Consider the following 19,640-nt stretch of genomic DNA (forward strand, 5'->3'; position numbering starts at 1 on the left):
AGAAGGAGAGGTTGGCATGGTGACGTTTGGTCAATCGGATGATCTGGAGGGAGCGGAGTTCGTCGAGGTGGACCTTCGGGGTGCTCGCTTCGTCGGCTCGGACCTGTCCGGCGTGGTGATGCGCGGGGTCGAGGTGGACAAAGGGGATATCGACTCACCGTGGCTCTTCGAGGGCGAGCGATTCTGCGTCAACGGCGTGGACGTGATCCCGTTCGTCGAGGCCGAGCTCAACCGCCGTTTTCCCGGACGCGACGAGCGGCACGGCGCAGACCCTGACGGCCTGCGTGGAGCCTGGACGAAGCTCGAGCGTACGTGGGCTGCGACGCTCGATCGGGTCGCGGCGATGCCGCCTGGCACGGTCGACGTGTCGGTGGGCGGCGAGTGGTCGTTCGCGCAGACGCTTCGGCACCTGGTCCTGGCCACGGACATGTGGCTGGGCCAGGCGATCCAGCAGATCGAACAGCCATTTCATCCCATCGGCCTGATCGACGCGGGATCGGCAGACCACGGACCCGGCGAGTCGATCCTCACCAGTGGGGCGCCGTCGTACGACGAGGTCCTCGAGGTCCGAGCCGGAAGGGTCGCGATGGTGCGCGACTTCCTGGCGACCGTCTCGCCCGACGTACTGGCGTCGACACGCCCGAACCCGCACAACTCCGAGTACCAGGAGACCGTCCTCTCCTGTCTCCATACGATCCTGGACGAGGAATGGGAGCATCACCGGTACGCCGTGCGCGACCTCGACGCGATATCGGAAGCCCAGCCGCACTGAGAGCGTGCCGACCGATCACGTGCCGGCCGCCTTGGGGCCGGCGGCACGAAAGAGTGCGACGGTACCGACGATGTCGATGGTCACCTCCGCAAAGTGCTGCCTGAGAGCGTCTTCGAGCCCTTCTGCGTCGTCGTCGCTGTTGTGGAAGATGCCTTTGCCGTTGTAGATCGCCATCAGTCTGCGTCCGGCAGCATTGTGCTGCACCCCGCGTCCGAGGATGGTGCCGCCGAACAGCACACCGCCGGACGCGAGTTTCGCCGCGAGATGGCCGAAGGCGACTCCCTTGTCGGCCCACGAACCAGGCACGCAGTGGAATACGTAGTTGGCACCGATCGAGTCGAAGGGTCCGATGTCGTTCGGCAGGGGGTCGAGCACGTTGGCGACGACGGTACTGGGCGCCGAGTCCGCGAGGCGCGCACTCGCGTTGCTCAGGCTGTTGGTGTTCATGTCCAGGAGCGTGATCGCCGCGTCGGGGTTCGTGTGCGCATTGGCGAGATACCACCCGGTACCGGGGCCGACATCGAGGTGTCGCGCGCCGAGATTCTGGTCGTACAGCTCGACCATCCGGTCCCGATGACACCGCCACACGTACGTACTGGAGATGCGGACGACGAACACGTCGTAGAACCCGAGTACACGCTTGCTGTACACCGCGGCGCCACGGCGTACTTCCTCTGCCTGCTCAGTCATCGTTCACCCTCCGATCGCTGCGTCCGATTCGTCATGCCGACCACGGTGAGTCTTCGCGCTGTCAGTTCACTGCCAGATCGGTCTCGACCGCTCGGATGCTGCGCAACCTTCCCCGGTCGCGTACGAGCGCAAGCCTTTCGCTGACCTACGCCGTAGCAGTCGAACACTGCGCAGCCCTTGAGCTTCGCCGGTTCGTGCAGGCCTCACCCGCGGGCTTGTCGAACGGGAAATCGGGGCAGTTCGCGCAATCCGCGCCCAGGTCCGCACGTCGACCGAGCTCGACGCGCGTGAGGTTTCCCATCGCAACAGCCCTAACGGACCTACCCCTGATCGACCCCACCGGTGAGCATGGCGCTAGGACATCGCGAGCATCGCCGCCGCGACCTCACCGGTGTCCTCGTCGCGAATGGCCGTCGCGGCCCGTTCGAGCACCAGCAGCCGCGCACGGGGGAGCTCGCGTGCGAGCGCCTCGCCGTTGCCGACCGGGAAGAACGGGTCGCGGCGACCATGGACGACCAGCGCCGGAATCGCGAGTGCGGACAGGCGCTCTCGCCAACGCGGGGTGCAGTCGAGCTTGGCGAATACCATGCCCAAATGGTTGGCCATCTGTACTGCCGGCTCGATGCCTGGCGTACGGTCCCACCTGCGCTCGGCGGTCGCGCGCGCGGTGACCGGGTCGTCGCCGAGGATCTCCGCGCCACCGGCGGCGAACTCCGCCACCGCGGCGCGGTCGGACCAGTCGGGCATCGCGCGCGAGAAGAGCCGACCCATCGTCGCCGCGTCATGGTCCGGCAGGTCGTCATCGACCGGCCCTGGAGCGACAGGCCGCGTTCCGACGAGAGTGAGCGCCTCGAACGCGTCCGGGTGATCGAGCGCGGCGACCTGGGCGACCATCCCGCCGACGCCGATACCCGCCAGGTGCGCCGGCCGGTCGTCGAGTTCGCGGGCGAGCGCCGCGGCATCGGCCGCGAGATCGCGCAGCGTGTACGCGGGAGCGTCCGGATCGATAGTGGTCGACTCGCCGGAATCGCGCAGGTCGTACCGCACGACATGGCGCCCGCCGCGCGCGATCGCCTCGCAGAGTGCGTCGGGCCAGGAAAGCATGGTCGTGCCGCCCGCGAGCAGAACGAGTGGCGCCACCCGGTCGCCGAAGGACTCGACGCCGAGGGTCGCTCCGTCGGTCTTGACGGTCGTCATGATGGGGACCTCCATGGCAAAGGGTTGCGGAATCGTGGCACGGGGACGCCGCACCACGTACGCCCGGGATCGGCACTCAGGTAGGGACGACCGGCAGGGCCGAAACTCATCGGCCCAGCGCAGCTGGCAGATCTCCGCCGACCACCTGGTTGCCACCACGCTGACTGCTCGGCGGATCGCCATCGTCGCGCTCTCCGAACTCGGCGCCGACGGCGTCGACCTGCTCGACTGCCGCGGTGCCACGGCCTGGCAGACCGTCTTCCACCTCCACCTGCATGTGGTCCTGCGCTACCGCGATAAGGACAAGGACCGGCCGGAGCTGCCGTACGAGCCCGGTAGTTTCGGGGATGATCTCATTTCCCCATGTACGCCTTCCGCACGATCCGGCGGAATCGACGGAAGCGCCGCTTGGCCGAGGTCCAGTCGAAGGCGAACAATGGATCCGGCGTTCGCCAGTCGTCGCCGTAGTTGACCGCGAGGAGCGCCTCTGGGTGCGCCGGCACGGGGACCCGGTTGGAGCCGCCGACGGCGAACGGCGCCAACGGGATCACATCGTCTGCGGCCACTTCGCCGAAGCAGCACGGGAACACGTAGAGGCGCCCGTCACTGATCCATGCCGGGAACAGATCCAACATCAAGCCGTCGGGGGACGCGGCTTTCGTGTGGATCGTGCGACGTCGGTCCAACTCGAGATCGAGCAGACCGGTCTCAGCCAGCTTCCTGCGCAGCTCAGCCCATTCGTGCGCGGCCGCCTTTGTCGTATCGGCGTGCAGCAGCACGGCGAGGTCGACGTCGTCGTCATGCCAAATGATCCCGTCGTCACGCACCAGTCCGAGCAGTGTTCCCGAATTCGCGAACGCCTGGTAGCCGGCGTCGCGCAACTCGTCGAGAACCCGGCAGACGTGCGACCACAGCTCGTCGGCGGGATGCAGCGCCGGGCGCGCGTTGTATCCGTGGGCGGTCACGGTGACGTCCCCGAGGAGATCCTGCACGCTCGCCCACAGCCGCTCGTACCGGTCGGTCGTACCCCGATTCTCATGCGCCTCACGAAGCCGGGCCAGTCGCCGTACTACCCGAGGGCCGTTCTGGCGAAAGTGCACGTCGAGCAGGATGTCGATCTGCCGCCAACGCAGCTTTCGCTCCGACTTCGGGACGCTCTCGAGCGCAGCCCGCAGCGCCTCGTACTCGGCGTCAGGCCGTGCATCTTCCCGATGTGCCTGCATGACCCGTGCGCGTACGCGATCTGGTACGTCGGCGTACAGCGCAGGCTTTCTCACACCAAAAACGCTAGCAGCCCATACCATCAGCGACGTCGCGCGACCCGGTTCGAGCCGTCCTCAACGGGCAAGCGCGGCAGTTCGTGAGGCAGGAGTTCAAATCCTTGGGAGTCAGTTCCGCCAGGCGACCTCGGCAAAGCTGAACAGCCGCTGCGGCGTCAACCGCAGCCAGGCTTCGGCCCAGTCCAGGCTGCCGCCGTCGTTGCGCAGCTGCGTGATGTCTCGCACCGACTCAGGCGCAGTTGACACGACCTCGACCGGCCCCTCGGCAAGCAGCGCGGCGTGGGTGTCGTGGTCGCCTTCGACGACGGATAGCGCCAGCCACGGCTGTGCGCGCACGTTACGGAGCCGAGCGGCCCCACCGAGCGTAGGAAGCCAGAACGACTCCGCATGAATGGAGAACAGCGTCGGTGCGGCATGTGGACGGCCGTCGGGTCGGGTGGAGGACACGAGCGCGTAGACCCGTCGCTCCAAGTAGCGGGCGAGCTGGGCTCCGGACATCCGCCGCTCCGGCGGGTACGCCTTGCGTAACGTTCGACTAGCCCTGTCGAAGGACTGTTCTTGCAGTTGGCCGAGCCAGGGCGCCGGGTTCGTCGTCACGCGGTCGAACCTAGCGCATGCCGGCATCGGCGAAACCGACGACAGCAGCACGACAAACACGGGGGAGAGCCCCGGACGCACCCAACTCTCGTCACGGCCGAGCATGGGACAGTTTCGCCATGGGTGACTGGCGGACGGATCGCATTGGCTCAGCACGTCGCGGCGAGAACCCAACGGTGTTGGCGCGAATGCCCAGCGGGTTCGCCGTGATCGGAGATGTGCAGTGGCTGCCGGGCTACTGCGTGCTGCTCGCGGACGGCCCCGAGATCGGCGGGTTGTCCGACCTCCCCAGGGACAAGCGACTGGAGTTCCTTGGCAGCATGGCCGAGCTCAGCCGCGCCGTCGAGATCGCGTGCGACGAGCTCTACGACGGGTTCCGCCGAGTCAACGTAGAGATTCTGGGCAACACCGATCCGTATCTTCACGCCCACGTGTGGGCACGGTACGAATGGGAGCCGGCCGAGCTGATCGGAAAACCTGTATGGCTCTACCCGAGCGAACACTGGTCCGATCCAGCAACCGCACTCGGGCCGGACCACGACACCCTACGGGCCGCGATTGTCCGTCACCTCTCGGAGCCTATCTAGACCATCCAGCCGCGAACGCGGTCGTCCGGCGTCGTGGAGTGGTTGGATGGGTACATGAGAAGTGCGGAAGAGCCGACGCCACGCGTCGTCAGCGCGGGCCGCGAGATCGCGGCCAGCGCTCCCGAGATCTTCGAGTTCATCGCCGAGCCGACGAGGCAGCCGCTCTGGGATGGCAACGACAACCTGTCGTCGGCAGAGCCCGGACAACGAGTCCGCTCGGTCGATGATGTCTTCGCGATGACGACGACCAAGGGCAGCGTTCGTGAGAACCACGTCGTCGAGTTCGTTGAGGGCAGGTGCATAGCGTGGAAGCCGGCCGAGCCAGGAAAGGAGCCGCCCGGGCACCTGTGGCGATGGGAGCTGGAGCCGATCGACGCGTCGAGCACTCGGGTCACCCACACGTACGACTGGACCCAGCTGCCGGACGATGACCGGCGCATTTCGCGGGCGAGGGCGACGACGCCCGACAAGCTCCAGGCCTCGGTCGATCGACTGGCGTCAGTCGCCGAGCGCGAAGGGTCCGCCCGCAACGCGTGATACGCGGCACGATCGCGTCCGGCGCACGGAGATCAACGCAGTGCGCGCGAAGGTGGGCACGTGGACGGCGGCGCAAATGATCCGCTTGCCGGACTAGCCGAACTATTGCCGAGTCGGTCGGATGCATTGACGCTCGTCACGCGGTTGGTGCAGGCACGCACCGTCATAGACTGCTCGATCTCCGACCGGCTCGTTCAGGCTCACGTCTGTCGATTTCTCCGCGGCAAGGTCAGCGCATACGCCGCCGAAGTCGACGTGAAGGGTGATCTCGATGCGTTCGTCGGTCTCCTCGAGCTCGGCGTTCACGATCTTGTCGCACGGTCTGACCGTCTTGTAGATGATGATCCGGTCTCGCGTGACGCTGTATGAGTCCCATGTCGCGCCGTCGTGGTTAGAACCCGCTCGAAGTAGGGCAAGACCGCCGAACGCTGCGCCCAGCACGACCGCCGCAGCAATGAGTACCGCCCACAGCCGGCTGCGTGATCGCGTTTCGCTCATCTGCCGATAGTTGCAGAGTCGAACCGGGAGCGCAGGTGCAATGAATGGCCTGCTCCCTCTATCGCCGCCGTGTTTTCAAACCACAGGCGAGGAGTTGCCGGCCGCATCTCGAACAGTCAGCGCCTGGTCTCGTACCTGGTCAGGACCACGCCATCGGGAAACGTCCGGGTCTCCACCAGGTTCAGGTTCACCCAGTTGTCCAGGGCCGTAAAGAACGGTGTGCCGCCGCCCACCAAGACCGGTGCGGTGGCCAGCGCGTACTCGTCGATCAGCCCGGCCCGCATGGCGGCCGCGGCCAATGTGGCGCCGCCGATGTCCATGGGGCCGCCGTCCTCGGCCTTGAGCCGGGCGATCTCAGTGACCGCGTCGCCGGTGACGATGCGGGCGTTCCAGTCGACCGTGCTGGTCGCCGAGGAGAACACGGCCTTCGGCATCTCCCGCCAGCGACCGGCGAACTCGATCTCCGCCGGTGTGACGCCGGGCTGTTGATCGGCGGTCGGCCAGTGGGAGCTCATCGTCTCCCACAGCCTGCGTCCGTACAGCGCCAAGCCCGTCGCCCCGACCCGGTCGGACCACCACTGGAACAGTTCGTCGCTCGGTACGCTCCAGCCGAGGTCGTCGCCTGGCGCGGCAATGTAGCCGTCCAGGCTCAGGTTCATGCCGAAGGTGAGTTTGCGCATGGCGTCAGCCTCCCGTGACTCGGTAGTCGTTGTACGGACGAGCACGGCGCGGAAAAGTCATCGGTCTCGTACTGCCTGACTGGCGGAGCGGCAGGTAGGGGAGCGACGAGTTGCAGCCACGAGCGATCACTCGGGTAGGGGCGGCTTGACTGCACGGGTTGCTATGTAGGCGGGGAGGTGCTGCGCCGTGATGTCTTCGTGGTGCGGCGCTTCTCTCAGGTGGGTGAGGATGAATCCGGCGGCCAGTTGCCCGCCGATCTGTTCGGTCAGTGAGTGGCTGTACTCGATCGGGCCGCTTCCGTAGGCGCGTATCCGGTCGGCCTCTGAGAGGTCGAGCGAGCTGAAGGGGAGCCGGTGACGCACCACCAGCTCCTGCCGGTCAAGCGCCACCTCGTCGAAGATGTAGACGTCCGGGTTCATAAATCCGGTCATGAGTGCCCCGCCAGGGTGTAACACACGAAACGCTCCCTCCCAGACCGGCGTCAGTTCGGGGGAGAACGCGTTCGATACGGGGTTGACGATGACGTCGAAGCTGGCGTCGCCGAAGACACCAAGGTCGCCCATGTCGCCGAGCACCGTGCGAAGCACCAGCCCGTCGCGAGCGGCTACCTCGTCGTCGCGGGCCAGTTGCTGAGGCGAGTTGTCGAACACGGTCACCGTCGCGCCCGCCGCCGCGAGGATGGGGCCCTGCTGGCCCCCGCCGGAAGCGAGGCAGAGCACGCGAACACCGGCCAGATCGGAGGGAAGCCAGTCGCGCGGCGTTGGCTCGTGACCGATGAGGACGACGGACCAGTCACCTTTACGCGCCCGGGCAATGACTTCGGGACCGACCGGCCGAGACCATTCGTTGTTGCTGTCAACGAGACGGTCCCAGGCGAGACGGTTATGTGCAACCGGGTCGAAGTCCTCTGTCACAAGAGGGCACCTTAACGCGCCAGTTCGGGAGTGCCCTCACCAGCAGGTTCGCCGAAGTTGGGTGGGCCGCCCGCGGAAGCGGGTTCTCTCATCTATCTCAGCTCGTCGGATTCAACTGGCGGGAACGCGGGTTGATGAGCCGGGAGTTGGACGCCTTGTTTTCTACACAGTTTTCTGTACAGTTTTTGCCATGACCACCTACGCTGACCTTCACCCCGAGCGGACTCTTTCCGTCACCGCGGCGAACGGACGCGGCGTCGCGGGCTTGGTCAAGGACGCTGAACGCGGTGAGGACACCATCGTCGAGCGCCACGGTCGCGCGGTCGCGGCGGTCATCTCGGTGAAGCACTTCGACGAGCTCCAGCGTTTCCGGGACGACCTGATCGCCGGTTCCCTCATCTTGGCACGCGAACTCTCCGACACCGGCAACCGTACCGATCTCGACGACGCGATCTCGGCGTTTGGGTTCGATCGAGCTGAGCTCGACGCCGACCTCGCCAGCGGCCGCGATTGATCCTGCTGCCACGGACTGGCCTCCGGCCGGCGGCGACGCATGGCTGAGAAGAAGAGGCACCCAGAAGTCCCTGGGTGCGTAGCCCGGCTGACCGACGACGCGGTCGAGGACCTGCGGGCCTTGTTCAAAACCGACCCGCAGATCGTGCGCTGGGCCTTCAAGAAGATGCTCCAGATCGAGCGCGACCCCAGTGCAGGCCATCCCTTACTAGGCAGTCTCATCGGCTACCGCAAGATCATCTTCGGCGATCGGGACTGGCGCGTCGTGTGGCGGGTCGCGCAGGACGAGGCGGGGGACTTCCGAGTCGAGGTCGCAGAGGTCTGGGCGGTCGGGTACCGCAAGGACAGCGAGGTATACGCAGAGATCAACCAGCGTGTCGCTGACGCCGACTCCTCACCCAAGACCAAGGCGCTCACCGAAGTCGTCGAACTCTTCGCCAAGCAGGCACGCGACCTGACGGCGACCCCCGAACCAGAGACGCCTGAGCCGGTCCCGGCCTGGTTGACTAAAGCCCTGCTCCACGTAGTGGGCCTCCCTGCCACGACGGTCAAGGAGTTGAACCTCGAACAAGCCGACAAGGTCTGGAACGACTACACCTCCGGCGCAGGTCCGGAAACGTAGGCGGACTCCGCCACCGCGATCGTTTAACTGGCAGGGACGGGAGTTGATGAGGCGGGAGTAGTCATCGGGGCCGGAGCGCAGACGCTTCGGCGTTAGTGCCTCGCTAGTCTGCGTTCGTGAGTTCCTACGATGCCTTTGCAGATTCGTTCGCCGCCCATGCAGAGGACAGCGCATACAACGCTCACTATGACCGGCCAGCCGTCTTAGGTCTGCTCGGCGACGTGAGCGGTCGCCGAGTCCTAGATGTTGGCTGTGGCTCCGGTCTGTATGCGGAGGAGCTCACACGACGAGGGGCGAAGGTTGTCGCCTTCGACAGCAGCAGCAAGCTTGTGAGTCTTGCGAGACGTCGGGTGAGTAGCCAGGCGGATGTCAGGGTGCACGACCTCGAGGACCCCATTGACTGGCTGGCCGACGGCTCGATCGACCAGGCCATTATGGCGCTGGTACTGCATCATCTCGCTGATCCGGTGTCAGCACTGCGCGAGATCCACCGAACGCTCAAACCGGGCGGGCGACTGGTCGTCTCGACAGCGCATCCGACCGCTGATTGGCAACAGTTGGGCGGCAGCTACTTCACGGACGAGATGCTCGACGACACGTGGAACTCGGGGTGGGAAGTCCGATTCCGACGAGCTCCGCTGACTGTTTGGTGTGCGGAGTTCCGTGAGGCAGGGTTCGTCATCGAACGCCTTGTCGAGCCGTTGCCTGCTGAGTCAATGAGGGAGCGGTTTCCCGAGACCTTCGACAAACTCTCAAACGAGCCCTTCTTCATCGTGTTCGTCCTCCAGAAGTCTCCTGTGGCTGGGCAGTGACACGGCCAGACACGTGGTCCCACCTGCACGGATCGCTTCCACGCCGCGAAGCGGGAGTTACTGCATCTAACGCAACTCCCGAGGGTTCAGTGCCGATAATGTACATTATGTCATTTCTTGGTCTGCGTATCGCACCAGATCAACCATCAGCCGGTCGTCACCCTCGCCCTCCCGCGGCTCGGGCGCCGTATATGCACCTCTCGACCCCTCGGTGCACAGGCGCGTCGACTGTGCAGCCGCTGTCCCGCTGCCCTCGGGTCATCGGTCATCGTTCAAGGCTGCCTCCTCATGCCGCCTGCTCGCCGTCGCCGGCGGGTCCGCCAGTAGCTGACCGGATGGACCAGCCAGTAGCCGTTGATCACGTGGCCATGACCGAACGGCGTGGGTGTGAGCATGCGCTGGTCGTCGGAATTCCACGTCCGGCGCCTGATCCGCTCCCAAGTAGGTCGTCGCCAGTCCCAGGGGACTCCGAGCACCCTCCGCTCTGGATCACCTCGCTTGGATGCGGTGTTCTCCTCCATGCCTTCCCCTCTCTGCGTCGTCCAGCCGACGCCGGTCTGTTTGCCGGTGCTGGACGCGAGTCAGCTTCCGTGTCGATCTCGATGGATTCGCCCGACGGGTCGGGTGGTGGGTGGGTTTCATCTGGGGGCACATGCGACTGCCACTATCCCGCCAACGATCATGTCGATGCCGAGCTGGTAGTAGCGCTCGGGGTTCGGCAAGGTGTGCAGTTCGGTTGCTGCCTTGCGGATGTTGGGAAGCGCGCCGGGCGGGATCGCATCCAGGAGCGCCGCGGCAGCCGCGCCAGGGTCGGTCCGGTGGGTCTTCTGCAACGGCGGCCCGGGTTCGTAATCGACCAGGGCGACGACGGCCTGGACGGCCTGCTGCGTCAAGACGGCACCGTCGTCGGGGCTCAGGCCCGCGTCGCGGGCGCAATCGAGCATGATCTCCAGCGCATTCAGGTAGCTTGGTTGGGGCACCAAACGCTCGACGACCAGACGCCCCATCCATGGATGGGTCCGGAGCACGTCGGTCAGGGTGGTTAGGACGTCCCGCAACCGGTGATCCCACGGGTTGTCCGGCGCGTCGACGAACTCCGCGGCGGCGACCGTCCGTTCGGCCATCGCGTCGAGGAGTGCGTCCTTGTGCTTGAAGTGCCAGTACAGCGCCATCGGCGTGACCGCCAGTTCGCGCCCGAGCCGGCGCATCGACACCGCGGTCAGCCCGTGGGCATCAGCGAGCGCCACTGCCAGATCGAGGATCTGGTCCGTGGTGAGACCGCGGTCGAACTGTGCTGCACGAGTGTCATCGACCATTGACCTGACTATACGGCGTACAGCGAACAATGGCATATACGCCGTATAACATTCTGTCTCCTGGTGGACTCGGCGACTCGGAGCCCGCTGCATCGGACACCATCGTCGGGCTGGCGGCTGGCGCGCTTACGATCGGCCAGCCTCTCGCACTCGGAGAACTCCGAGTGCGACAGGAGCGTCCCCCGGCCGGACTGAACGTCGATCGTCACGCGTCCCCTTCGTCAAGGCCAAGCCCCGCGCGAGAAGAATCCTGTTGCACGACCTCGACGGCAGATGATTGCTTGATCGGCAGCAAACGACAGGACGGAACGAGGCACGCATGTCATTGCCCACACCCACGCTGCCCTCGGCTCGCCTTCGGCTGCGCCCCTTCGACGACACGGATGCGAGCGACCTCTTCGCGCTGCAGAGCAACCCGTACGTACTGCGTTACTGGGACGCGCCGCCGTGGAGCGAACCCCAGCGATCCGAACGGTTCATCGCGGCTTGCCGCCAGATGGCAGCGGACGGCACCGGTGCCAGGCTGGCCGTGGATCATGTCTCCGACGGGGCGTTCATCGGCTGGTGCAGCCTGAGCAACTGGAATCCGGACTACCGAAGCGCTTCACTGGGCTACTGCTTCGACGACGCGGTGTGGGGCAAGGGCTATGCGACGGAAGCCGGGCACGCGTTGCTGCGGTGGGCATTCGACACGATCGACCTGAACCGTGTCCACGCCGCGACCGACACGCGCAACCTCGCATGCGCCCGCGTGCTGGAGAAGCTCGGTTTCCTGCGTGAGGGAACGCTGCGCGAAGACTGCGTCGTCAACGGTGACGTCTCTGACTCGTGGGTATACGGGCTGCTCAAGCGGGAGTGGAGGCCGCTTTAAGGGTTGGAAGGTTTGTGCACGGGCCTGTAGCGTGCGGTTGACCGTGACATCGCCCGAGGAGGTGAGCCCCATGAACGCAGTATCGATGTGGGTGCTCCCCCGCTTGTCATGGTCGGGCGGCTGACGTAGGTCTCGCCGGGAGCGCCTCGCCAACAGGCACTCCCGAAAGGCAATACCTATGGACTCTCCGACGTACGACGTGATCATCGCCGGGTGCGGGCCGACCGGTACGATGCTGGCCGCCGAGCTTCGGCTGCACGATGTGCGGGTACTCCTTCTGGAGCAGGAAGCCGAGCCCGTGTCGTTCGTCCGCATCGTCGGTCTGCACATTCGCAGTCTCGAGCTGATGGCCATGCGCGGACTGCTGGACCGCATGGTCGAACACGGACGACAGCGTCCGGCCGGCGGCTTCTTCGCCGCCATCGCCAAACCTGCACCCGAGGGCCTGGACTCCGCGCACGCCTATCTGCTGGGCATCAAGCATCCGGTCGTCGTTCGCCTGCTCGAAGAGCACGCGATGGAGCTTGGTACGGAGGTCCGGCGTGGCTGTGAAGTGGTCGCTTTCGAGCAGGACGACGACGGGGTGACGGTCGGGCTGGCCGACGGCGAACAACTGCGTTCGCGCTACCTCGTCGGCTGCGACGGCGGGCGCAGTACGGTGCGCAAACTGCTCGGCGTCGGCTTCCCCGGCGAGCCCGCGCGGACCGAGACGCTGATGGGCGAGATGCAAGCGGGTGTGCCGCAGGAGGAGATCGCCGCCAAGGTCGCCGAGGTCGGCGAGACCAACAAGCAATTCTGGCTCCGGCCCTTCGGCAGCGGGGTCTATCAAGTCGTCGTCCCCGCCAAGGGGGTCAGCGATCGCGCGGAACCGCCCACCCTCGAGGACTTCAGACAACAGCTCCGCACCGTCGCCGGCACCGATTTCGGCGTCCACTCCCCCCGCTGGATGTCCCGCTTCGGCGATGCCACCCGGCTGGCCGAGCGTTATCGGGTCGGGCGGGTGCTGCTGGCGGGCGACGCGGCACACGTCCATCCACCCACCGGCGGACAGGGTCTCAACCTGGGCGTTCAGGACGCGTTCAACCTCGGCTGGAAACTTGCCGCACAGATCCGCGGGTGGGCGCCGGAAACGCTGCTGGACACCTACCAGACCGAACGTCATCCGGTCGCCGCGGACGTACTGGACAACACCCGCGCCCAGATGGAACTGCACTCCACCGACCCGGGCCCGCGGGCCGTACGCAGGCTGCTCACCGAACTGATGGACTTCGACGAGGTGAACCGCTATCTGATCGAGAAGATCACCGCGATCGACATCCGCTACGACTTCGGCGAGCCGCACAATCAGCACTGCGGCGAAGGCCCGGACCTGGTCGGCCGCCGACTGCGCGACATCGACGTGAAACAGGGCCACCTCTACGGTCTGCTGCACCGCGGCCGCGGCTTGCTGCTGGATCGCACCGAACGGCTGACCGTCGGCGGCTGGTCCGACCGGGTCGATCACCTTGCGGATCCCACAGCTGCACTGGATGTTCCGTGCGCCCTGGTACGCCCCGACGGGCACGTCGCCTGGATCGGCGACGATCAGCAGGACCTCGACGACCATCTCTCCCGCTGGTTCGGCCCGCCTGCATCACAAACGGCCGGCCCATCTCGTCGGATCGAGGGAAGGACGTCGAATGACGTCGCAGCGGGGAAAGGGTGATGGTCATGCGGGTGTTCATAGCGGGCGGTACGGGCGTTGTCGGTCGCAGACTGGTGCCACAGCTGGTGGCGAGAGGCCACCAGGTGACGGCCACGACCACGAGTCCGGACAAGCTGAACCTGCTGGAGCGGCTCGGCGCCGACGGCGTCGTCATGGACGGCCTCGATGCGATGTCGGTCCGCCGGGCTGTGGCCGGGGCCCGCCCGGACACGATCGTTCACCAGATGACGGCGATCTCGGTCGCGCACGCCGGCAAGGCCGACCTGAAGCACATGGACCGCTGGTTCGCGCCGACCGTTCGCCTGCGCACCGAGGGAATGGACAACCTCCTCGCTGCTGCCGAGGCGGCCGGCGTACCCCACATCGTCGCGCAGAGCTACGCCAACTGGAACGGGATACGAAAGGGCGGGTGGGTCAAGACCGAGGACGACCCGCTCGACCCGATGGAGGGTACGGCCGCACAGGAGGGTATGGCCGCTGTGCGGTACGTCGACGACATGACCGTCAAGGCGGGCGGAGCCGCCCTGCGTTTCGGCGGTCTCTACGGGCCGGGAGCCACCGACGATCAGGTCGAGTTGATCCGCAAGCGGCAGTTCCCGCTCGTCGGTGGCGGCACAGGGTACAGCTCGTGGGTTCATCTCGACGACGCAGCGAGCGCAACCGTACTTGCCGTCGAGCAACAGTCGACCGGCGTCTTCAACATCGTCGACGACGAACCCGCCCCAGCCAGCGAGTGGCTCCCCTACCTCGCACTGTGCGCCGGCGCCAAGCCCCCGATGCGATTCCCGAAGTGGTTGGCGCGGATGCTCGCGGGCGAGGTCGCCGTGCTGATGATGACCGAAGGTCGCGGCTTCTCCAACGCCAAGGCCAAGCGTGAGCTCGGCTGGGAGCTCCGCTACCCGTCGTGGCGGGAGGGGTTCAAGGCCGACCTCACCTGAACCCCTCGGCCCGGGGCCACGACCCGGGTGCCGCCGCTACGGGTAGACGATCTGCTGGACGGCCCAGCCATTGCCGTCCGGGTCCGAGAAGAACACGAAGCGGCCCCATGGAAAGTCGTGGACGTCGCTGACGTCGACGCCGCGTCCGGCGAGTTCGGCATGGGCCGCCTCGATGTCGGTGACGACGAGCTGCATGCCCTGGACTGACCCCGGCTCGACCGGATTCTCGCTCAGGCCGGTGCCGATCGAGATCGAGCATGCGGAGCCGGGCGGCGTCAGCTGTACGAATCGGATGCCACCGCCCACGTCGTGGTCGTGGTCGGCGTTGAATCCGGCGTGCTCGGTGTAGAACGTCTTCGCCCGATCGACATCGGAGACCGGTACGTTGACGAGCTGAAGCTCGAAGTTCATCGCAGAACCCTTTCGGTTGTCATGCTCCAGAGACTATGGCCGGATCCGGACGGAGAGTGTCCTAAACCGATTTCTTGATCTCGTCGCTACAGCCGCCGGTACATGACGTGCAGACCGACCCGGCCGTGCCGGGCGTGCTCGTACGCCTCAGGGACCGTCCCGATGATCTCGAAGCCGAGGTCTTGCCACAGATGGACGGCGGCATCGTTCGTCTCGACCACCGCGTTGAACTGCATCGCTGCATAGCCAAGCTCACGCGCCCACCCGACGACGTACTCACCGAGCGCCCGTCCCACTCCCCTGCCCCGAGCAGCGGAACCGACCATGAAGCTCGCCGTGGCAACGTGCGCACCGGGCCCCGGACGGTTCGCGCCCATGCCGGCCGAACCGAGGACCGCACCGTCCTCCTCGGCCACGACGACGTGGTCGGGCGAGGTCCACACGTCCTTCGCCTGCTCCGATGTCCAGTTCGGGTCGTACGGGTAGGTCTCCTGGGCAGCCGTGATCTCCCGAAAGATCGGCCAGAAGGAGTCCCAGTCGGCGTCGTCATAGTCGCGGATGTGCACAGCGGAACGGTAGCCCAGCGCGACGTGGCGAACTACCGAGTTCGGTCGATCCTCCACGCCGCGAGCGTCTCGAGTACGTCGCGCGGTACCGGCTGCGGCTGCGCATCATCCGTACGGTGTGCATCGTCCTCGACGGAGACGTCGAGCTCGGTAACGGCATCGTGCAGGCGCTCCATCTTCACGTCGAGCTCGTGAGCGGTCGCCGCCGCCGCCCGCAGCTCCGCAAGGATCGACTCGGGCACCTCTCGGTCGTACTTGTAGAAGATCTTGTGCTCGAGGCTTGCCCAGAAGTCCATCGCAATCGTGCGGATCTGGATCTCGACGAACACGTTCTCGACCCGGTCGGACATGAACACGGGGATCTCGACGATCACGTGCAGGCTCTTGTAGCCATTCGGCTTCGGGTGCGCGATGTAGTCCTTGACGTCGACGACGTTAACGTCGCGCTGCCGGGTGAGCATGTCGCTGATCTCGTACGCGTCGGAGATGAAGCTGCACGTGATACGTACGCCGGCGATGTCGAGCAGCGTCTTGCGGATGCCGTCGAAGGTGACCGGCGCCTCCTTGCGGATCGCCTTGCGCACGATGCTCTCGGGGCTCTTCAACCGCGAGGTCACATGCTCGATCGGGTTGTACTCGTGAGCGTACCCGAACTCGTCCTTGAGGATGTTGATCTTCGTCGTCACCTCGTCGAGCCCGAACTTGTACGCCATCATGAAACGGGTGAACTCGCTACGGAGTTCGCTGATGCCGACCAGATCGTTCACGCCTCCGAGTCTGCCAGGCCACTCCACACCCCGCCGACGGGTTGGCCCCATCCGCTAACGTTCAACTGTGGGAAACCCAGGGGGGCTTGTTCGTTCATCCACGCCACACCGCACGCGAGCGATCGCGTGCACGGCGTACGTCGCCGTGTTGGTCGCGTGGGTCTATCTCATCGGCGTACCGACCGACGCGGTGCAGATCTTCGCGTGGCTCTGGTTGGCGACGATCGCGTGGAACATCGACGCACCGTGGCGGTCGCATCTGCAGTTCGTGAAGGACTGGTGGATACCGCTCGTCATCTTGCTGCTCTACCTGTACAGCAGGGGGCTCTCGGACGACCTCCGGACCGTCGTACACATCACCGAGCCGATCAAGTTCGACGAGTGGATCGGCGGCGGCACCACGCCGACCGAGCACCTCCAGTCGGCGCTGTGCGGCAACCCGTGCACGTTCGCGGTCGATCCGCATTGGTACGACGTCGCGCTCACCGCCGTGTACTACTCGCACTTCCTCGTCGCTCCGGCGATCGCGGTCGTGCTCTGGATACACAGCCGAGCGGCCTGGCTGCCGTTCATGCGGCGTTACATCGCGATCAACCTCGGCGCGCTGGTCGTCTACGTCGCCTACCCGATGGCGCCGCCATGGATGGCGTCGGAGCAGGGATACCTCTCGTCGTCCACACCCCGGCTCACCGGCCACGGGTGGTCCGACATCGGGATGGACGGCTTCCACTTCGCGCTGGCCAGCATCGGCAACCCGGTGGCGGCCATGCCCTCGTTGCATGCCGGACTCGCGGCGATGGTCGCGTTCTACGGCGTGCTCCGGCTGCGCAGCCGATGGCGGTGGTTGCTGCTGCTCTACCCGGCCGCGATGTCGTTCATGCTCGTCTACTACGCGGAGCACTACGTCATCGACGTGCTCGCCGGCTACGTACTCGCGGGTGTCGTGCTCGCCGCCTGTTCCGGGTGGGAGCGACGCCGTACGCGACCGGAACCCGTCGACGAGAAGGAGCGAGTGCGGGTCGGCGCGCAGCGTACGCCCATGGAGCTGGAGGACTCGTGACCTCGAGCGACCCCGATGCATTCGCCCGAAGGCTCGCCGCCGAGTCGACCGCCGACGGACCGGCGGGCTGGTTCGAACGGCTGTACGTCGCGGCCGAGGACGGTCGAACGCAAGTGCCGTGGGACCGAGGGGCGCCGCATCCGCTGCTGACCGAGTGGGCGGATCACAACGCGCTTGCCGGCCCGGGGCGGGCAATGGTCGTGGGGTCGGGTCCTGGGTCCGATTCGGAGTTCGTCGCGAGCCTCGGTTTCGACACGGTTGCGTTCGATGTGTCGCCCACGGCGATCGACGCGGCCCGGCGACGTCATCCGGATTCCGAGGTCGACTATGCCGCCGCGGACCTGCTCGACCTGCCGACACCGTGGCTCGATGGCTTCGACCTCGTCGTCGAGAGCATGACCGTGCAGTCCATGCCCGTCGACTTCCATGCGGCCGCGATCGACGCGGTCGCGGGGCTCGTCGCTCTCGGGGGTCGGCTGCTCGTGATCGCTTCCGCCCGTGAGGAGTCGGAGCCCGCGGACGGCCCGCCGTGGCCGCTCACCCGTGCGGAGGTCGAGCGGTTCGCCGATGGTCCCTTGAGCGCCGAGCAGACGGAACTGCATCCGGTTCCGCAGAATCCCAGTGCGCACCGGTGGCTCGCGGTCTTCCGTCGCTGACCGCCCTCGTCACGCTTCGTCGGCCGTCAGCTCTACAAGCGCTCGCTCGGCCGCACGGCGTACGCGCGCGACGCGGTCATCCCTGAGCACGACCATTGCGTCGAAGGCGTCGGCGACGCGGTGTCTGGCGACGACCTTGGCGGCCATCTCACGCACGCGCCATGCGTCGTCCTCGGTCGCGGTCACTATCGAGGGAGTGGCACCGGCGTCGTACACGTGCAGCAACCCACGCACGGCCCACACCCGGGGCCAATAGCCGTTCGGGCCACCCTCGCGACCGGCGAGGACTCCCTCGGCGGCGGGGCCGGCCAGCGCACGTACGAGGTCGGCGTCGACCTCGGCGCGGTCGAGGATCGCCACGCAGCCGGCCACGACTGCGTCGGGGCCCCGGAGTCGGCATTCGGCGAGGATGCTCTGCCGCGGCGTCATGCCCCACGTACGTGCCAAGGAGCCACTCCGGCCGGTCGATAGAATAGGAGAGGCCCGGCGAAGTATGAGTTCGCCGGGCCTCACATCGATCACCGCGTGACGTCGGCGATCACCCGGATCTCCCTCCCCGACCACCAGCCTCGTCACCCGCTGGTCCCGACGGTCGCCCGTCGGCATAGCCAAGAACTTCGATCCTTCGACGCTCTTCCGAAGAAGTGCGTAGGGACTGTTGTATCGCTCACATCCCAACACCGCAAGGGTTCCCCGAAGATTCATCCGAACTTTCTTGCGTCCACATCGTTACCCACAGCTTTCGGGGCGGTTGTCCACCACACGGGCACCACGGTGCACAGGGCCTGTGGATTAACGCGCGTGTCGCTGCCCGCTCTGGGCGCCCCGATGTCTTCTAATGGACGTGGCCCTGCGCGGTATGAGTGCGCAGGGCCCACACAGCTCAACGCGTGCGCCGCAGCCACCACAGCCCGACGAACGGCAGCACGAGCGGTACGTAGCCGTACCCCTGGCCGAAGTCCGACCACACGGTGGCGTCCGGGAACAGGTCCGGGTCGGCGAGGCTCAGCGTGCCGACGGCGAGCACCCCGACCAGCTCCACGACGATCGTCACGAGTGCGAGCCGCCGAGTCGAGTCGCGGCCGAGTCCCAACGCGATCGTCGCGACGATGTAGACGATTCCCGCGAACGCCGACAGCAGGTACGCGACGGGTGCCTCGTCGAAGCGGGTGGCGATCTGGACCAGCGAGCGAGCCGTCGCCGCGAGGGCGAACACCGCGTACACGGCGACGAGGACCCGACCGAATCCGTGCGACGTCGAGTCAGGCATAGCGCCCCGACCACAGGTCGAGCAGCCGCAGGCAGAGCACGGCGACCGTGACCATGCCGATCACCATCACCCCTGTCCCCCATCGGCTCTTGTCCGATACTCCCCACAGCACCGCGACGATCGGCACGACCGCGACCGTCACGAGGTACGCGACGAAGGTGATCCCGTCGATCTCTCGCCCGGTCTGCGCGAGCGCGATGCACCCACCGACCAGCTGCGCGACCAGGAGCACCTCGAGCAGGGCCACCGCGTAGAACAGTGCGTTGTCGAACGACCGCTCACGTAGCGTCAGCAAGCCGGCGTACGCGCCGACGACGAGCGCGAGCGCGCAGAGCCCGTACGCCGTCAGTTCCGTCACGGCGCACAGCCTATGCAGTCGC

26 protein-coding genes are annotated in these 19,640 nt (G+C 66.3%); 12 read left to right on the plus strand and 14 right to left on the minus strand.

Features of this window, described 5'->3' with window-relative positions:
* Nucleotides 1-16 precede the first annotated feature (16 nt).
* Complete coding sequence (locus L0C25_RS21765) at nucleotides 17-772, plus strand: DinB family protein (protein ID WP_271633877.1); 756 nt, start codon at nucleotides 17-19, stop codon at nucleotides 770-772.
* A 15-nt stretch (nucleotides 773-787) separates the two neighbouring features.
* Here L0C25_RS21765 and L0C25_RS21770 read toward each other — a convergent pair whose 3' ends face one another.
* Together L0C25_RS21770 and L0C25_RS21775 are read right to left on the minus strand one after the other, a co-directional pair.
* Nucleotides 788-1,462 (minus strand): class I SAM-dependent methyltransferase, encoded by a 675-nt coding sequence (locus tag L0C25_RS21770; RefSeq protein WP_271633878.1) that lies wholly within the window; start codon nucleotides 1,460-1,462, stop codon nucleotides 788-790.
* Nucleotides 1,463-1,816: 354 nt separating this feature from the next.
* On the minus strand, nucleotides 1,817-2,659 hold the full coding sequence (locus tag L0C25_RS21775; RefSeq protein ID WP_271633879.1) for an alpha/beta fold hydrolase: 843 nt from the start codon (nucleotides 2,657-2,659) through the stop codon (nucleotides 1,817-1,819).
* A 13-nt stretch (nucleotides 2,660-2,672) separates the two neighbouring features.
* Between L0C25_RS21775 and L0C25_RS21780 the strand changes: the two genes are divergently transcribed.
* Nucleotides 2,673-3,131: an HIT domain-containing protein gene (locus tag L0C25_RS21780; protein ID WP_271636874.1), complete on the plus strand. Its 459-nt coding sequence runs from the start codon at nucleotides 2,673-2,675 to the stop codon at nucleotides 3,129-3,131.
* Here L0C25_RS21780 and L0C25_RS21785 read toward each other — a convergent pair.
* Complete coding sequence (locus L0C25_RS21785) at nucleotides 3,013-3,936, minus strand: hypothetical protein (protein ID WP_271633880.1); 924 nt, start codon at nucleotides 3,934-3,936, stop codon at nucleotides 3,013-3,015. The two genes, L0C25_RS21780 and L0C25_RS21785, sit on opposite strands and share 119 nt — an antisense overlap.
* A 111-nt stretch (nucleotides 3,937-4,047) precedes the next feature.
* Nucleotides 4,048-4,536: a pyridoxamine 5'-phosphate oxidase family protein gene (locus tag L0C25_RS21790; RefSeq protein ID WP_271633882.1), complete on the minus strand. Its 489-nt coding sequence runs from the start codon at nucleotides 4,534-4,536 to the stop codon at nucleotides 4,048-4,050.
* A 119-nt stretch (nucleotides 4,537-4,655) separates the two neighbouring features.
* Between L0C25_RS21790 and L0C25_RS21795 the strand changes: the two genes are divergently transcribed.
* Nucleotides 4,656-5,123, plus strand: coding sequence for an HIT family protein (locus tag L0C25_RS21795; protein WP_271633883.1), 468 nt, complete (start codon nucleotides 4,656-4,658; stop codon nucleotides 5,121-5,123).
* Between the two features lie 54 nt (nucleotides 5,124-5,177).
* Nucleotides 5,178-5,660, plus strand: a complete 483-nt coding sequence (locus L0C25_RS21800) for an SRPBCC family protein (protein WP_271633884.1) — start codon at nucleotides 5,178-5,180, stop codon at nucleotides 5,658-5,660.
* Nucleotides 5,661-5,762: 102 nt separating this feature from the next.
* On the opposite strand, the gene L0C25_RS21805 is transcribed toward L0C25_RS21800, so the two are convergent.
* The 3 genes from L0C25_RS21805 to L0C25_RS21815 all read right to left on the minus strand — a co-directional run bounded on the left by L0C25_RS21805 (nucleotide 5,763) and on the right by L0C25_RS21815 (nucleotide 7,753).
* Nucleotides 5,763-6,158, minus strand: coding sequence for a hypothetical protein (locus tag L0C25_RS21805; protein ID WP_271633885.1), 396 nt, complete (start codon nucleotides 6,156-6,158; stop codon nucleotides 5,763-5,765).
* A gap of 116 nt (nucleotides 6,159-6,274) precedes the next feature.
* Complete coding sequence (locus L0C25_RS21810; RefSeq protein ID WP_271633886.1) at nucleotides 6,275-6,838, minus strand: dihydrofolate reductase family protein; 564 nt, start codon at nucleotides 6,836-6,838, stop codon at nucleotides 6,275-6,277.
* A 126-nt stretch (nucleotides 6,839-6,964) separates the two neighbouring features.
* On the minus strand, nucleotides 6,965-7,753 hold the full coding sequence (locus L0C25_RS21815) for a class I SAM-dependent methyltransferase (protein WP_271633888.1): 789 nt from the start codon (nucleotides 7,751-7,753) through the stop codon (nucleotides 6,965-6,967).
* A 190-nt stretch (nucleotides 7,754-7,943) separates the two neighbouring features.
* Between L0C25_RS21815 and L0C25_RS21820 the strand changes: the two genes are divergently transcribed.
* The 3 genes from L0C25_RS21820 (at nucleotide 7,944) to L0C25_RS21830 (ending at nucleotide 9,700) form a co-directional block, all read left to right on the plus strand.
* A complete protein-coding gene (locus L0C25_RS21820; RefSeq protein ID WP_271633889.1) occupies nucleotides 7,944-8,267 on the plus strand; it encodes a type II toxin-antitoxin system prevent-host-death family antitoxin in 324 nt (107 codons plus the stop codon).
* 39 nt (nucleotides 8,268-8,306) lie between these two features.
* The gene (locus L0C25_RS21825; RefSeq protein ID WP_271633890.1) at nucleotides 8,307-8,888 is read left to right on the plus strand and encodes a type II toxin-antitoxin system RelE/ParE family toxin; all 582 of its coding nucleotides are present in this window, start codon (nucleotides 8,307-8,309) and stop codon (nucleotides 8,886-8,888) included.
* A 116-nt stretch (nucleotides 8,889-9,004) separates the two neighbouring features.
* Nucleotides 9,005-9,700, plus strand: coding sequence for a class I SAM-dependent methyltransferase (locus tag L0C25_RS21830; RefSeq protein WP_271633891.1), 696 nt, complete (start codon nucleotides 9,005-9,007; stop codon nucleotides 9,698-9,700).
* 638 nt (nucleotides 9,701-10,338) lie between these two features.
* Here L0C25_RS21830 and L0C25_RS21835 read toward each other — a convergent pair.
* The gene (locus L0C25_RS21835) at nucleotides 10,339-11,016 is read right to left on the minus strand and encodes a TetR/AcrR family transcriptional regulator (RefSeq protein WP_271633892.1); all 678 of its coding nucleotides are present in this window, start codon (nucleotides 11,014-11,016) and stop codon (nucleotides 10,339-10,341) included.
* 319 nt (nucleotides 11,017-11,335) lie between these two features.
* Here L0C25_RS21835 and L0C25_RS21840 point away from each other — a divergent pair, with 319 nt between their 5' ends.
* The 3 genes from L0C25_RS21840 (at nucleotide 11,336) to L0C25_RS21850 (ending at nucleotide 14,530) form a co-directional block, all read left to right on the plus strand.
* Nucleotides 11,336-11,887, plus strand: coding sequence for a GNAT family N-acetyltransferase (locus tag L0C25_RS21840; protein WP_271633894.1), 552 nt, complete (start codon nucleotides 11,336-11,338; stop codon nucleotides 11,885-11,887).
* Between the two features lie 178 nt (nucleotides 11,888-12,065).
* Nucleotides 12,066-13,592: a rifampin monooxygenase gene (gene rox, locus L0C25_RS21845; protein WP_271633895.1), complete on the plus strand. Its 1,527-nt coding sequence runs from the start codon at nucleotides 12,066-12,068 to the stop codon at nucleotides 13,590-13,592.
* Between the two features lie 5 nt (nucleotides 13,593-13,597).
* On the plus strand, nucleotides 13,598-14,530 hold the full coding sequence (locus L0C25_RS21850) for an NAD-dependent epimerase/dehydratase family protein (RefSeq protein WP_271633896.1): 933 nt from the start codon (nucleotides 13,598-13,600) through the stop codon (nucleotides 14,528-14,530).
* A 36-nt stretch (nucleotides 14,531-14,566) separates the two neighbouring features.
* Here the strand turns inward: L0C25_RS21850 and L0C25_RS21855 are convergent, their stop codons facing one another.
* The 3 genes from L0C25_RS21855 to L0C25_RS21865 form a co-directional block, all read right to left on the minus strand.
* On the minus strand, nucleotides 14,567-14,941 hold the full coding sequence (locus L0C25_RS21855) for a VOC family protein (RefSeq protein WP_271633897.1): 375 nt from the start codon (nucleotides 14,939-14,941) through the stop codon (nucleotides 14,567-14,569).
* An 86-nt stretch (nucleotides 14,942-15,027) separates the two neighbouring features.
* Entirely contained in the window at nucleotides 15,028-15,507 is a 480-nt protein-coding gene (locus tag L0C25_RS21860; protein WP_271633899.1) for a GNAT family N-acetyltransferase, read from the minus strand.
* Nucleotides 15,508-15,539: 32 nt separating this feature from the next.
* Nucleotides 15,540-16,274: a GTP pyrophosphokinase gene (locus tag L0C25_RS21865; RefSeq protein WP_271633901.1), complete on the minus strand. Its 735-nt coding sequence runs from the start codon at nucleotides 16,272-16,274 to the stop codon at nucleotides 15,540-15,542.
* 145 nt (nucleotides 16,275-16,419) lie between these two features.
* On the opposite strand from L0C25_RS21865, the gene L0C25_RS21870 reads away from it, so the two are divergent.
* Nucleotides 16,420-17,334, plus strand: a complete 915-nt coding sequence (locus L0C25_RS21870; protein ID WP_271633902.1) for a phosphatase PAP2 family protein — start codon at nucleotides 16,420-16,422, stop codon at nucleotides 17,332-17,334.
* Nucleotides 17,331-17,990 carry a class I SAM-dependent methyltransferase gene (locus L0C25_RS21875; protein ID WP_271633903.1) on the plus strand — a complete coding sequence of 220 codons (660 nt, stop codon included), beginning with the start codon at nucleotides 17,331-17,333 and terminating at the stop codon, nucleotides 17,988-17,990. Before L0C25_RS21870 ends, L0C25_RS21875 begins: the two co-directional genes overlap by 4 nt.
* Before the next feature lie 9 nt (nucleotides 17,991-17,999).
* Here L0C25_RS21875 and L0C25_RS21880 read toward each other — a convergent pair whose 3' ends face one another.
* From L0C25_RS21880 to L0C25_RS21890, 3 genes are all read right to left on the minus strand, one after another.
* Nucleotides 18,000-18,437: a HEAT repeat domain-containing protein gene (locus L0C25_RS21880; protein WP_271633904.1), complete on the minus strand. Its 438-nt coding sequence runs from the start codon at nucleotides 18,435-18,437 to the stop codon at nucleotides 18,000-18,002.
* Between the two features lie 436 nt (nucleotides 18,438-18,873).
* Nucleotides 18,874-19,260 carry a hypothetical protein gene (locus tag L0C25_RS21885; protein WP_271633905.1) on the minus strand — a complete coding sequence of 129 codons (387 nt, stop codon included), beginning with the start codon at nucleotides 19,258-19,260 and terminating at the stop codon, nucleotides 18,874-18,876.
* Complete coding sequence (locus L0C25_RS21890) at nucleotides 19,253-19,618, minus strand: hypothetical protein (RefSeq protein ID WP_271633906.1); 366 nt, start codon at nucleotides 19,616-19,618, stop codon at nucleotides 19,253-19,255. Before L0C25_RS21890 ends, L0C25_RS21885 begins: the two co-directional genes overlap by 8 nt.
* Between the last annotated feature and the right edge of the window lie 22 nt (nucleotides 19,619-19,640).

Origin of the sequence: Solicola gregarius (assembly GCF_025790165.1) — a bacterium.
Lineage (GTDB): Bacteria > Actinomycetota > Actinomycetes > Propionibacteriales > Nocardioidaceae > Solicola > Solicola gregarius.